Below are 13,811 nucleotides of genomic sequence, written 5' to 3' on the forward strand. Positions count from 1 at the left end.
TGTCGATGCCACCGTTAATTTACTACCTGAACCGCGTCCGGCGTGGTGTTCACCAGCAGCCGCAGCTCAGTCACTATTTCTGTCGTACCCTCTACGGTACCCTGCCATCGCAGCGTGTCGATAGCGGTTTTTTCGTCGAAGCGGCGGGAAATCCAGCCGCCGATCGGCCTGTCGCTGCCGCGCAACAATTCGGCGCCGCCGCCGAAGCCGCAGCGCAGCTGCAACTCGCTGCGCCGGCCCAGCACCCGCGCCACGCCGTCGTTTAATTCAGTACGGCAACCCTCCGCCAGTTGCCAGTGCAGTGCAACATGATGCGAACCCCGACATTGTAATATGTCTTTGACAACGAGGGTATTTCTGTTCGTATCGAACTCGACGACACGGCGATGCGTGACCGGATCGGCCAGGCACTGGTAGCCGTCGTGCTCCCCTTCAAAGCGCTGCAGCGCGCCGTCCGGCTGGTGCGCGATCAGGCGCGCGTTGGCCTTGCGCAGCCACATGAAGTTGCCGCCGATTTCGGACTGGTCGCGCTGGTCGACGCACACCGTGTTGTGCGCCGCGGTACTGCGGAAGTAGTCGCGCCAGGATTTTTGCGTGTGGTAGGCGTAGGTGCCGGGATCGATCAGGAATTCCTCGCCGCCCAGCGACAGCGTGAACGCCAGCGCGTCGGCGTGGCCGTGGGCGGCGATCGACAGATAGCCGAGCGGCGCGCAGTCGGCCACCAGCCGCACCTCGTCGGCGCCGCCGAAGTTCTGGCCCAGCAGGTAGTAGCCGCCTTCCGGGAAGGCCATCACCGGCCGTTCGGCGCCGGCCGGCGCCAGGCTGTCCCAGCGCTGCTGGCCGGCGTGGCCGAACAGCCAGCGGGTCTTGTCGTCCAGCGCGCCGGCCTTGCGCTTGAAGTCGGCGCGGCCGAACAGCAGCGCGCAGCTGGCCAGCAGCGAGCGGTATGGCGACCAGCCAGCCTCATGCGCCAGCCTGACCATCTGGGCGTCGTCGGCGTCGCCGGTCATCGGCATGTGGCCGCCGGCGTCCAGCAGCGCGGCCAGGAAGTCGGCCAGCTTTTCCAGCCGTTGCAGGTAGGCCGGCGCGAACGCCACCCCGTGCGCCTGCCCGACCAGATGGCACAGCAACATCATGTCCATCACTTCGTGCTGGTAGTAGACCGCCTGTTCCCGGTTGACGCCGTCGGCCGTGTTTTGCTTGAGCGCCTCGACTTCCAGGCCGCGCCGGGACAGGGCCTGCCAGCGCGCGGAGTCGGGCCAGCACGGCCACACCAGGCTGGCGACGAACAAGCCCATATATTCGCCGAACAGGTGGTTGTTGGCCGACGAATGGCGCGAGAAATAGCCCTGGATGAAGTGGCAGTGCTGGTAGACGCTGTCGAGCCACCGGCGCTGGAAGCGCTGGCCGTCGGCGCCGGCAAACAGCGGCGAGGCGGCGCCGCCCAGCAGTTCCCAGGCGAAGGCCCAGTTCAGCAGGCGCACCGCCAGTTCAAGCGAACTGGTCCAATGCACGCCCTGCGGATAGGGGCACTGGTCGAACCACGATTGCAGCAGCGCGCGCGCGCCGTCGGCGTAGCGCTGCTCGCCGCTGACGTGCCAGGCCTGCGCCAGCGTCACCAGTTCCAGGTGACGGCTGGGTTCCCACAGGTATTTGATGTCGCCCACCACCCGTTCGCTGCGGTAGTCGATGGCCTTGCCCAGCCCCATAGGCGCCAGCGTGCCGGTCTTGGGGTCGCGGTTCCATTGCGGCGGGAAGCCCAGCTCGACGCCGCGCAGCGCGAACACATTCCAGCGGCCGGCCAGGATGGCGTCGGCCGCCGCGCACAGCGCCGGCCGGTCGGCCGGCTGCACGCCGGCCGCCAGGAACGAGCGGGCGGCGGCCGGCGCCGGCGCCGGCGGCGTCGGCCGCAGGCCCAGCCCCAGCTTGGCCGCCTTTTTTTGCGCGATCTGGAGCACGCGCCAGGCCACCTCCGACGCGCCCATCAGTTTGACGCGATTCAACTTCCAGGCCAGTGTGGTCATACCGGTACATACCCCATGTTGCGATAAATGTGTTCGACCTTGGGCAAGATCGCCTCGGCAGAAAAAGTGGTTTCAATCTTGCGCCGCGCCGCCGCGCCCATGCTGCGCGCCAATGCGGGATCGTCCAGCAGGCGTTCCCAGCGCTGCGCCAGCGCCGCCACGTCGCCGGGCTCGATCAGGAAGCCCTCGACGCCGTCCGTCACCGCCTCCGGGATGCCGCCCACCGGCGTGGTCAGCACCGGCAGGCCGGCCGCCATCGCCTCCAGCACGCTCATCGGCAAGCCCTCGCTGTACGACGGCAGCACATACAGCACCGCGCTGGCCAGCGCGCGCTCCTTGTCGGCGCCGCGCACCCAGCCGAGCAGCTCGACATGGGCGCCGATCTGCAGCGCCGCGGCGCGCGCGCCGACCTGCGCCAGCTCGCCGTCGCCGCCCATGCGCAGCGTCAGCTGCGGCTGGCGTCCGACCATCTGGCTGGCCGCCTGCAGCAGGTCGTAGCAGCCCTTGTTCTGCCCCAGGCGGCCGAAAAACAGCGTCTGCCCGGCCACGCGGGCGCTCCAGTCGGTCGGCGCGGCCGGCAGCAGCACCGGATTGTAGATCGCGCTGATGTTGGGATTGCGCGTGACGGTGGCGGCCCACTGGCGCCAGGTGTGCGACAGCACGATCACCTGGGCCGCGCGGTCGAAAATGAAACGCACCAGCCAGCGCCCGCCGCGGCCGCACTCGCGCTCGTAGAAATCGTGGAACGCGCCGCTGTGCAGGTGCAGCACGGCCGGCACCCGGAACAGGAAGGCCGGCAGGAAGAACAAGGCCTTGCGCCAGAAGCTGGCGCGGCGCGAGACGTGCACGTGCAGCAGGCCGATGCGGCCGGTGAGCAGCATGGCGATGAAGCGCAGCCAGGTCTGCGCCAGCAGCGCCAGCTTGGCGCCGGCGCCGCCGTCGCAATGGGTCGGCAGGTAGACTATCGGGTAGCGCCGGAACAGTCCGGCCGCGCGGTACACATTGACGACGGCGGAGATGCCGCCCATGGTGTCGAATCGGGTGCCGAGCATTACAATCTTTTTCATGCAAATATCCGTGAAGGTGGCGTAAGGCCGTGGGCCGCCGGGTTCAATGGTGGAGTTGCTTGCGCAGCCGGGCGAAGGGACGCTCGACGACCAGGTGCACGGCCCACGAAAACACCAGCGTCAACCCCAACGCCAGCGCCGCGCCGCCGGCCCGGTTGTCCGGCCACAGGTGCCAGGCCACCGCCAGCCAGAGCAAATGCGACAGATAAAACACATACGAGATCTCGCCGACCCAGCGCACGGCGCGCCAGTTCAGCGGCCGGAACAGCGGCCATTGCGGATGGCGCACCGCGTACCAGAACACCGGAAACAGCGCCAGCCCTTGCAGCGTATAGCGCCAGGTGGCGCGGAACGCCGGATCGCGCACCACGAAGCAGCCCAGCAGCAGCGCGATCGCGCCGCCCAGCAGCAACGCGTGTTGCCACGGCCGGGGCGCCAGCGGCCGCGCGTCGAGCGCGGGATTGCGCCACAGCCCCATCACGCAGCCGAACAACAGGCTGTCGAGGCGGGTGTCGGTGGCCAGGTAGGTGCGCTCGTCCGCCGCCTGCAGCCAATAGATGAGCACACAACGCCAGGCCAGCACGGCCACGCACACCAGCGCGAGCAAGGCGGCGGTGCGGCGGTGCGGCCAGCGCGCCGCGCAGGCCGCGAACAGCGCGGGGAACAACAGATAAAAGTGTTCCTCGATCGCCAGCGACCAATAGGTGCCGGTAAACGGCAACAGGCCGCTGTGCTCGACACTGAGCAAATAGTAATTGGTCGACTGCGTCAGCAGCGCCGCCACCCCGCCCCAGCTCATGTCGTTCTGCAGCACGCCGGCCAGGCACAGCCCAAGCAGCAGGAACAGCAGCAGATACATGGGCGGGAAGATGCGGTAGACCCGGCGCAGGTAGAAGCTGCGGAACGAGATGCGGCCGTGCTGCTCGACTTCACGCCGCAACAAGGTGGTGATCAGGTATCCGCTGAGGAAAAAAAACACGGTCACGCCAAAGCCGCCGGGGATCAGGTGGCCCCAGCCGGCATGGCTGAAGAACACCAGCAGCGCGGCGCAGGCGCGCAGGCCGTCGAGCGAGGGCAGATAAAAGGCGCGACCGGGGACGGCGGTGGCGGCCGGCGCGGCCGCCAGCGGGGACGAGGCAAGCATGGGCAAGGACATCAAGGGGGCATGGCGCCGGCTTGCGGCGCCGGACGCACCCGCGCCGGCACGCCGACCGCCACCATGCCGGCGGGGATGTCGTGCAGCACCACCGCATTGGCGCCGATGCGCGCGCCGCGGCCTATGGTCACCGGCCCCAGCACGCAGGCGCCGGCGCCGATCTCGACGTCGTCCTCGATCACCGGCACCGCGTGGTGGCCGGAACGCCCGCCGATGGTCACATTCTGCGCCAGCCGGACCCGGTCGCCGATCACCGCGCGGGCATGCACGACGATGCCCAGGCCGCTATACGCGAGGCGGACATCCTTGCCCAGCCTGACCGTCGGCGGCAGCACCACGGCAAACAGCACCCGATTGAGGGCGTAAAGAAAACGCGGCAGCAGAGGCACACCGCCTCGTTGCAACCAAGCCGCGAAGCGGAATACGGTCAGCATAAATATTGCCTTAACTATGTAGCGGAAAACATGAACCAGCGATACCCTTCGCCAACGCGGCATAAAGTATCTGCGAAGACAACATTAATGTCAAGAAATCAATCCTATCGTGCGCGACCCCAGCCGCGGCGCCAATTCAAGTATACTTGACTGAAAACCATCTTACGACACATTCCACTTTACCACACCGGGCACACCATTGAGCACACCGCGCCGCATCCGCCTTCTGCAGTTAGTTCCCGAGCCACTGCCCTCCTACCGCCCCGATGTCGCCGTCCTGTTCGGCAAATACCTGCCGCGCCTGGGCATCGACTGCCATATCGTCGGCAAGAGCGCGGCGGCCGCCCCGGCGGCGGCCGACGGCTTCGCCGCCGTGGCGCGCTCCGCCGCGACCGGGCCGCGCTGGCGCCGTGAACTGGGGTTTTTCCGTTTATGCCTGGGCCAGGCCTGGGCGGCGAACCGCCGCGACTGCGACCTGATCCAGGTGCGCGACATGGTGTCGATCGGCCTGCTCACGCTGGCCATCGCCCGCTTGCGCGGCATTCCATTCGTCTACTGGGCCTCGTTCCTGATGTGCGACGGCCGCATCGAGCGCTCGCGCGCGGAGCTGGCCGTCCGGCCCAGCGCGCACTACTATCTGACGCTGGCCAAGGGCCTGATTGAGAAAGTCTGGTTTTACAAGGTGCTGCTGCCGTGCGCCGACCATGTGTTCGTGCAAAGCGAGGCGATGAAGCAATACATGATCGCGCGCGGCATCGACGGCGCCAAGCTGACCGCCGCGCCGATGGGGGTCGACACCGAGACGCTGCGGCCCGGGCAGATCGTGCCGCAGCGCCTGCCGGCGCTGCGGGACGCGCCGGTGATCGCCTACCTGGGCACGCTGGACCGCTCGCGCCACCTGCCGCTCTTGCTCGACGCCTTCGCGCTGGTGGCGGCGCGCCGGCCGGACGCCCGGCTGTTGCTGATCGGCAGTTCGCCGACCCCGGGCGACCTGGACGAACTGCAGGCCCATGCGCGCAAAATCGGCGTCGCCGACCAGCTCACCATCACCGGCTGGCTGGCGCCGCCGCAGGCGCTGGCGCTGCTGGCCGGCAGCCAGGCCGCGGTCTCGTACATACCAAGGGGGAAGTTATTCGACATCAGCTCGCCCACCAAGCTGCTGGAGTACCTGGCGATGGGGGTGCCGGCGGTCGGCAACGATACGCCGGACCAGGTCCAGGTGCTGCGCGACAGCGACGCCGGCTGGCTCACCACCAGCAACGCCCCGGCGTTGGCCGAAGCGCTGCTGGCGATACTGGCCGATCCGGCGGCGGCGCGCGCGCGCGCCGCCGCCGGCATCGACTATATCGAGCAGCAGCGCAGCTATCGCGTGCTGTCGGCCAGGATAGCCGATGGTTACAGGCGCCTGCTGCGCCCGTAACCGGGATCGATCAGTTCGGCACCGTGATCGCCACGCCGCCGACCGTCAGCGTGCGCGACACGCCGGTGGTCAGCGTCACCGTCGGGTGTTTGCAGCCGACGTCGAGCACCATCAGGAACTCGCCGGAGGTGGCCGGCGCGGTCAGGCTGTAGACCCCCTGGGTTTCCGCCCGCCCCGCCATCTGCAGCACGACGTTGGGCTGGGTGAACTTGATGCCGGTGCCGCTGACGGGACGCACGCACAGCTTGCGGCCCTGGTAGCTGATCGACTGCGCCGGGATGCCGGCCACCGTGGTGTCGGCCACCAGCGGCGCGAACGCATGGAAATTCCATTCGAAGGTGTGCGCCGCCGGCGATTTGAACTTGTCCTGCACCACGATGGCGTCGATGCTGCGCAAGTACCATACCTTGCGCACCGCCGAAGTCAGGGCGCCGCCGTAGGCCGGGGTCGCATCGCCCTCGACATAGTCCATGCTGGCCGTGGTGGAAAACGCGGTGATCTTGCCGTTGTTGGTCAGCGAGACCATATTGTCGCCGTTGACCACCTGCCCCTGGCCGCCGTCATAGGTCAAGGCGTTGTGGGACTTGGTCGCGCGGTACCACGACAACCACATCGGCGAGCCATAGTAGTCATACCAGCCGCCCTCGGCCAGCATCGGCTGTCCGGCGCTCATCACCACCAGACTATTCTGGTCGCCATGGCTGTGGTTGTACGAGCCATACGGGCTGGACTTGAAGTACACCGAGGTGCGCGCCGGGTCGGCCAGGCTGCTATGCAGCGCGGCCCAGCCGATGCTTGGCAACATGATCGAATTGACCGTCGGGGCGACCGCGGCGGACGCGGAGACCTTGGCCGACGGCAAGGGATACGGCGCGCGCAACAGCGTCAACGCGTCGAAGGCGCCGGGAATGCTGTTGGCGTACCATGCCGCGGCCGGCGTGGCGAAGTTGACCGCATAGGCCTTCATGATCTGCGCCGACGGCATCACTTCATGGCTGTCGCCAAACACATGCGACTTCTGGCCAGGCGGCACAAAATAGGTGAAGAAGTTCATGAAGCCGCGCGACCACGGCTTGGCGTACAGGTCCAGCCCCATCGCCTGCAGCGCCGGCTGGTACACCTGCATGTACAGGTCGACCGCGTATTCCGCATAGGCGCTGCCGTTGGCGAAGCCGCCCTCCGGGCCGCTCCACACGCTCAGCGAGCTGACATAGGAGCGGAACGAGAAATCGAACCAGGCGTTGGCATCGGGCACATCGCCCAGGCCCAGCGTCGACAACACCGCCAGGCCGGCGGTGTTGCTGATGCCGTGGGAGTCGAACGGATATTGGTCGATGCGTCCGTTGTCCTTGGACAAGTCGGCGTAAATCTGGTTGCCATAGGCCGCCACCGACTTCAGCCATGCGGCGCGGCGGGTGGCGCTCAGCGCATCGTACAGCGCGTCATAGGCATGGATCAGGGTCGATGCAATCGCATACGGCGCCTGGTCCTGCTGGGCGTAGTTGGTCGGTCCCAGCGGATTGAAGCCCGCCATCTCGTCGCCGCGGCGCAGCGCTTCGGTCAGGTACTTGGCCTCGCCGGTCAGGCGGTACAGCAGCGACGCCGATTCCAGCTGACGCTTGCGGGTGCCCAGCTGCTTGCGGATATCGGCCACCTGGGCCGCCTGGGCCGCCGTCACCAGCGTGGTCGTGTTGAGGCCCCAGGTGGCGTCGGTAATCACCGGCAACGCGGTGATATTCCAGTCGACTTCTTTTTTCAGCTGCACCACGGCGGCGCCGCGGTCGGCGAGCATGGCCGCGGTCCAGTTGGCGTACAGCGGCATGCCGCTCTGCAGCGCCCGCGGACGGGCGCGCGCGATCACGCGGGCGCGCAGCTCGGTGTTCTCGCCAACCTCGTAGGCGGTGGACTGGGTGTTGATCACAAACTTGCGGTCGACCGACCAGATGGTCGACGTCGACGGCCGCACGTGCCAGGTATAGGTGTCGGCGGGCATCGCCTTCGACGGCAGATACCAGTTACGGAAGGACGTGTAGGTGGCGTAAACCACGCCCTTGCTGTCGCGTACTTCGATCACATAGGAAGGCGGATTGGTGCTGTGGCGCGACCACGAATAGGTCGGCGGATTCTGCGGTTGAACGTTTAAATCGGTCGGCAGTGTCTTGATTTCCAGCGGCGTCAGCGCCTGAGCCCAGTCGGCCGCTTGCAATGCCGGAGTGCTGGTGAGGGCGACCGCCAGTAATACAGGGGAAGTAAAACGTTTTGGAAGGTTCACTTTTAGCCTCCGTGGCATAGCGAATGAATTTCAAGGAAGTTGTCGCGTCACCCTGTCGGCGCGCTGGCACAACTAGGGGCAACGCTTATTATACACAGTTGCCGTAGTCAAAAATGCGTTGACAACATACTTTTCCTCAAAGAAACTTCATTCTGTTGCGCTCCAGCCCGCCGCCGGCCGCGCGCGGCGGGAAATGGCTGGCACAAGTGTCAAACCAGTCATTTCGACCACGCCGGCGCGCGCCGCGCTAGCGGGCGGCCAGGCCGGCTCGGCTGCGGCGGCCGCTCAGCCAGCGCCGCACCGGCGTGTCGACCCGCAGTTCAATAAAGGCCGAGACGCCGAGCAGCAAGGCCAGAAACACCAGGCCGCCGAACGGCTTGGGCAGATGCGCCAGCGGGTGCGACAGCACTTGCGCCAGCGGCTGGTGCAACACATACATCGGATAGCTGGCCGCGCCCAGCATGGCCAGCACGGTGGCGCCGCGGCCGCCCTGGCCGCGGGCGGCGACCAGCACGCAAGCCGGGAACACCAGCGCCAGCGCCAGCAGGTCGACCACGCCGTTCAAGCCGCCAAGGTCGGGAGCGCCCAGCATCAGGGCCACCGCGCCCAGCGCCAGCCAGGGCGAGACGCGCCAGCGCGCGGCCAGCGCCGCGCCATGCCGGTGCAGCCACAATCCGGCAAAGATGCCGAACACCGAGCGCGCCGAGCCCACCACCCACGATTCGGCGCTCCAGCTGAAGCCCAGGTCGAAACTGCCGCGCCACGCCGCCTCGCCGGCCAGCAGCAGAAACGCCGCCAGCACCACGGCGCTGAGCACGCGGCTGCTCAGTACCGGCCTGATGAGCGCGTACAGCCAATTGACCAACACCTCGAAGAACAGCGACCAGTACGGGCCATTCAAGGGGAACAGCCCGGGGTTGTCCGCCAGCCGCAGCGGCAAGAACAGGGCGGTGGCCGCCACCAGCGCCATCAATTGCAGTGCCTCGGGCAGGCCGCCCGGCTGCTTGATGAACAGCTTGGCCCCCATGACCACGGCGGCCAGCACCAGCGACATCAGGAACACCGGATACAGCCGTATCATGCGCACCTCCATGAAGCGCGGCACCGACAGCGTGCGGGACTGCAGCTTGGCGTCGTAGGCGTGGGCGATCACGAATCCGCTCAACAGGAAAAACAAGTCCACCGCCAGGTAGCTGCGGTAGAAGCTGAAGTCCCAGAACATGCGGGTGTGGCGCACCAGCACGAACAAGGCCGCCAGGCCGCGCATGCCGTCCAAAAACAGGAAACGCTGGCCCTTCATCCCTGCCCCTGCTGGCTGGCCGGCGCTTGCCGCGCGCTGTCGATGCGGGCCAGCAGCGCGGCCGACACCGCAGCGTCGAATTTGCGCGCGAACAATTTATCGGTCTGCTGCAGCGCCGGCCAGTCGCGCTCGTCGAGTATGGCCGGATCCCCGCGTCCCGGGGTCCAGTCGATATAGTGCAGCGACACCTTGTTTTCATTGACCATCTCGCCCGGGCGGCGCCGCAGCACGTCGGCCTCGTAGTTGCGCAAGGTATGGCGCAGCGGCGAATTGAGCACCAGCGTCTGGAAAAAGATTTCATCGGCGCAGTTCACCGAACGGAAGAAGGCCACATAAGGGGCGCTGGCCGGGCTGTCGATGTAGCCGATCAGATAGTCCACCACCGGCTGCGTCAGGCACCACGAGGTCGAGCCGCGGTACGGCGTCATGCCGTCGATGAAACGGCGCTCCGGCAACCAGGCGCTGACCGTGCGCACCAGGCGATTGGCCACCCGCCGCAGCCAGCGGCCGGGCAAATGCGCATACAGGTCGTAGTAGCAGTAGTTGCGCACCTTGGCGACGAAATCGGTGCCGTCGACCAGGGGGTAGAAATTCATGAAGCTCTGCCCCTGGTGTTGGCTCAGATAGCCGTGGATCTGCTGGTTGTCCCGCAGCGGATAGTCGCGCCCGCTGAGGAACAGGTAATAGTCGTGCGGGCCGTGGGCGTGCGCCAGGCGCAGCAGGCGCAGCATGGCTTCCACCTGCGAATAGCCGCCCCAGTTGACGCGCACCCGTTCGCCGACGAAGCGCGGCGCCAGCGCGCCGGCGGCGGCGCGAAACGGCTGCTCGTCGGACTTGCCGTCGATGTGGACAAAACAGCTGACGCCGGGGGCATCGAGCGCGGCCAGCAGCCGGCCGAACTGGGCCGGCTGGTCGTGCGCCAGGATCAGATAGGCTATCTTCATGGTCTCAGTCTTTCATCGGATGGTCGCCGGCGGCCGGCGACACGTACTTGAGTAGGCGGGCAAACTTGGGCGAGACGCTGCCGATGCCGTCCAGCTCGGCGGGCCGGAACAAGCGCGTGCGCCGCACCCCCAGCAGAAACACGCCGGCGCCGGCCAGCACCGCCAACACCACCAGGGCGTGGCCGCTGCCGGCCAGCAGCACCGCGCGGGCGGCCAGCGCGGCGGCGCCGACCGGCAGCGCCAGGCGCCACATGCTGCGCAGGCCCAGGTCGTCCTGCACCATGGGCTCGGCGGCGACCCAGCGCAGCCAGGCGAATACCAGCGCATACGGCAGCGCGCTGCCGACGATGATCAGTTCGGGGTTGCGCAGCCACGCGGCGGTGGCGATCAACAGGTAACACAGCAGCGCCACCCAGACCCAGATGCGGTTGTGCAGCGCGATCCGGCCGACCGGATTCAGGCTGATCCACAAGCCCTCGCCCACCGTCATCGCCCCCAGCTGCACCAGCAGCAGTCCGGCCACCAGCAATTCGGCGCCATAGCGGCCGTTGGTCACCCAGTCGATCAGCGGGCCGCCGCAGCCGAGCAGCAGCGCCAGCGCCAGCGCCAGGATCAGGAAATTCATCCGCAACAGCAGCGAGACCGACAGCTGGATGCGGCCCGGATCGCGCCGCAAGGCGTAGTCGCTGGCCAGGGCGGGTTCCAGCATGCCCTTCATCATAAAAATCGGCATGAATTGATAGGCGCGGTCGGCGATGGTCTGGAAAAAGCCGAACGAGGCGGTCACCAGCGGCGTGGCCACCGCCGCCACCACCAGCTTCAGCACGCCGCCGCGGAACGGCAACGTCAGCATATAGGTCAGCTGGGTGCTGATGCTGTCGCGCACCAGTTCGCCCCAGGCAAAGCCGAACTTCCAGGCGCCCGCCGGCGGATGGCTGCGGCGCACGCCCGCCAGCTCGCGCGCCAGCAGCAGCAGCAATGCGGCCGCCAGCAGGAACTCGGTGCCGATCAACACGCGGCCGACATCGATCGCCAGCAGGCCGCCAAACAGCGTCTGCAGCAGCAGACAGGCCAGCAGGCGCAGGCTGGTCATGCCGGTCAGCAGCGTCGCCTGGCGTCCCTGCAGGCCGACGCTGTTGCAGAAGATGGCCAGCGAGTCGGTGCAGCCGACCGCCACCGCGTACCAGGCATAGTGCCAGGGAAACTTGCAGGTTTCAGCGTAGATCTGGGCCGGCAGCAGCAGCGCGCCCAGCCAGACGAAGCCGCCCAGCAGCAGCGCGATGGTGAGCTGGCGCAGCAGCAGCAAGCCGCCCATCAGCGCCGCCATCTCGCGCCAGCGGCCGGCGTCGCGCAGCGGCGGCACCAGCCGGTACACCAGACGGTCCATGCCGAACATGGTGGCGAACACCAGGATGCCGTTGGCGGCGGTGAGCACCGTAAACGAGACGTAGTCGACCACGCTCAGGTGGCGCACCAGCAGAAATTGAAACAGCACGGCGACGCAGGCGCTGAGCACCTTTGCAATTGCGAACGACTTAGCCTGCCGAACTACCCGTGCCGCCTTGTAAGGGCTATTGTCCATGCGCCCTCTGCAGCGGCCGCGCGGCGGCGGGCCCGCCGTGCTGCGCCGGCGCGAGCGCCTCGCGCGCGCGGCCGAAGCGCGAACACTGCATCACGCAGCCCAGCGCCAGCATGCACAGCAGTTGCGACGAGGGGTCGTCCATCAGCGTGCGGTTATAGGCGATCAGCGTGGCGAACAACAGCAGCGTGGCGGTACTGGTCTCGATGATGGCCTGCTCGGCCGGGCTGCCGCGCGCGGCTTTGAGATAGCGCCAGCCGGCGCGGATGCCGAACACGAAGATCGCCCAGTAGGCCAGCGTTCCCAGCAGGCCGACATCCCACAGCAGCACGGCCAGCGCGGTCGGATCGACGTGCAGCGGCGCGAAGCGCTTGAACAGCACGCCGGCGCCCAGGCCGGGGCCGGACTTGATCGCGCCCGGCCCGTAGCCGATCAGGCGCGACGGCGTGCTGGAGAGCTTGTCGTTGACCCAGATCGCCACCGCCGCGCCGCGGCCGACCTCGCCGGTGCTGTAGTTGATGCTGCGGGGGTCGAACACATAGCCGCCACCGGCTTCCAGCTTGGCGACCGCGCCATGCTGTTTGTTGATCAGCTTGCCCCAATACAAGGCGTTATAGGTCAGGTAGATGCCGGTGATCAGCACCATGCCGAAAATCAGGTACATGATGAACGACGCCACATTGCGCATGATGCGCCGCCGCAGCACCAGGCCGGCCGACAGCGGCAGCCAGATGAAGGCCGCCTTGACCTCGCCCAGCAGGATCACCGCCAGCCCCACCGCGCACACCAGGCTCACCATCCGCCGCGACATCAGGCCCTTGTCCCAGCGCGACAGCGCATACGTCATGGTGGCGACAATGAACAGCACCAGAATGGCGCTGTTGCCGCCGCCCAGGGGGTTGCCGCCAAAGGTGCCGACCACCGAGTCGTGGCCGGTGGTGGCGCGGGTGCCGGAAATGAAGAAATGCTGGTAAAACACCACCGGCAGCTGCAGCAGGCCGAACACGACCAGCAAGCTCCACATGCGTTCCAGCTGCTGTGGCGCCCAGCGCATCCAGGCCAGCGCCAGCAGCACCCCGAACAGCGGCCAGACGCCCTTGATGGCGACCACCAGCTGCCCCATCGACGGCCGGTTGAAGAAGGTGCTGACGCCGAACACCAGCGCGAACACCAGCAGCGAACCGAGCACGGCGCGGTCGTCGAAGGCGGTGACCTTGGCGCCGGCGCCGCGGCGCGCAAACACCAGCTCCATCATGGCGCGCACAAAGAAGATCGCCGCCATGCCCACCACCAGCCAGGGCGCCTGCCGGTTCGACAGGAAATACTGGGCCGAGCCCTGGACCAGGAAGGTCAGCACCAGCAGCGCCAGCACCAGCTGGTAGGAATTCAGCAGCAGGAAGGTGAGGACGATGAAGATCAGCCCACCCAGGATGGTCACCAGCACAGGCGAACTCAGGCCGATGGTCGCGCCCAGCAGCAGCGCCAGCAAGGTCAGGGTCAGGAACAACAACACGCCGCCGCTGCGCCGGCGGGCCGGCGCGGCGGCATACGGGCCGGCCGACGCCGGGGCGGCCGGCAGGCGGCGGCCGAACGGGAATTTCATGATTCAGTCCTT

The 13,811-nt window shown here is 67.3% G+C and carries 10 protein-coding genes; 1 reads left to right on the forward strand and 9 read right to left on the reverse strand.

Annotated features, from left to right (window positions below; translation table 11 throughout):
* Window positions 1-14: 14 nt before the first annotated feature.
* Genes V6M89_RS17370 through V6M89_RS17385 form a run of 4 tightly spaced genes read right to left on the reverse strand, consistent with a single transcriptional unit; the run spans window position 15 to window position 4,681 of the window.
* Window positions 15-2,024, reverse strand: a complete 2,010-nt coding sequence (locus V6M89_RS17370) for a heparinase II/III family protein (protein ID WP_332854334.1) — start codon at window positions 2,022-2,024, stop codon at window positions 15-17.
* A complete protein-coding gene (locus V6M89_RS17375; protein WP_332854335.1) occupies window positions 2,021-3,091 on the reverse strand; it encodes a glycosyltransferase family 4 protein in 1,071 nt (356 codons plus the stop codon). The genes V6M89_RS17370 and V6M89_RS17375 overlap by 4 nt, the downstream gene beginning before the upstream one ends.
* Window positions 3,092-3,134: 43 nt before the next feature.
* Window positions 3,135-4,235: an acyltransferase family protein gene (locus V6M89_RS17380; RefSeq protein WP_332854336.1), complete on the reverse strand. Its 1,101-nt coding sequence runs from the start codon at window positions 4,233-4,235 to the stop codon at window positions 3,135-3,137.
* An 11-nt stretch (window positions 4,236-4,246) separates the two neighbouring features.
* Window positions 4,247-4,681, reverse strand: a complete 435-nt coding sequence (locus V6M89_RS17385) for a serine O-acetyltransferase (protein WP_332854337.1) — start codon at window positions 4,679-4,681, stop codon at window positions 4,247-4,249.
* A gap of 199 nt (window positions 4,682-4,880) precedes the next feature.
* Between V6M89_RS17385 and V6M89_RS17390 the strand changes: the two genes are divergently transcribed.
* Window positions 4,881-6,101, forward strand: coding sequence for a glycosyltransferase (locus V6M89_RS17390; protein WP_332854338.1), 1,221 nt, complete (start codon window positions 4,881-4,883; stop codon window positions 6,099-6,101).
* 10 nt (window positions 6,102-6,111) lie between these two features.
* On the opposite strand, the gene V6M89_RS17395 is transcribed toward V6M89_RS17390, so the two are convergent.
* From V6M89_RS17395 to V6M89_RS17415, 5 genes are all read right to left on the reverse strand, one after another.
* Window positions 6,112-8,373 carry a heparinase II/III domain-containing protein gene (locus tag V6M89_RS17395; RefSeq protein ID WP_332854339.1) on the reverse strand — a complete coding sequence of 754 codons (2,262 nt, stop codon included), beginning with the start codon at window positions 8,371-8,373 and terminating at the stop codon, window positions 6,112-6,114.
* A gap of 247 nt (window positions 8,374-8,620) precedes the next feature.
* A complete protein-coding gene (locus V6M89_RS17400) occupies window positions 8,621-9,673 on the reverse strand; it encodes an acyltransferase family protein (RefSeq protein ID WP_332854340.1) in 1,053 nt (350 codons plus the stop codon).
* Window positions 9,670-10,617, reverse strand: coding sequence for a beta-1,6-N-acetylglucosaminyltransferase (locus V6M89_RS17405; RefSeq protein ID WP_332854341.1), 948 nt, complete (start codon window positions 10,615-10,617; stop codon window positions 9,670-9,672). Before V6M89_RS17405 ends, V6M89_RS17400 begins: the two co-directional genes overlap by 4 nt.
* 4 nt (window positions 10,618-10,621) lie before the next feature.
* Window positions 10,622-12,199 carry a hypothetical protein gene (locus V6M89_RS17410; protein WP_332854342.1) on the reverse strand — a complete coding sequence of 526 codons (1,578 nt, stop codon included), beginning with the start codon at window positions 12,197-12,199 and terminating at the stop codon, window positions 10,622-10,624.
* Window positions 12,189-13,799 carry a hypothetical protein gene (locus V6M89_RS17415; RefSeq protein ID WP_332854343.1) on the reverse strand — a complete coding sequence of 537 codons (1,611 nt, stop codon included), beginning with the start codon at window positions 13,797-13,799 and terminating at the stop codon, window positions 12,189-12,191. Before V6M89_RS17415 ends, V6M89_RS17410 begins: the two co-directional genes overlap by 11 nt.
* Between the last annotated feature and the right edge of the window lie 12 nt (window positions 13,800-13,811).

The sequence above is a fragment of the Duganella sp. S19_KUP01_CR8 genome (assembly GCF_036688705.1).
Taxonomy (GTDB): domain Bacteria; phylum Pseudomonadota; class Gammaproteobacteria; order Burkholderiales; family Burkholderiaceae_D; genus Rugamonas.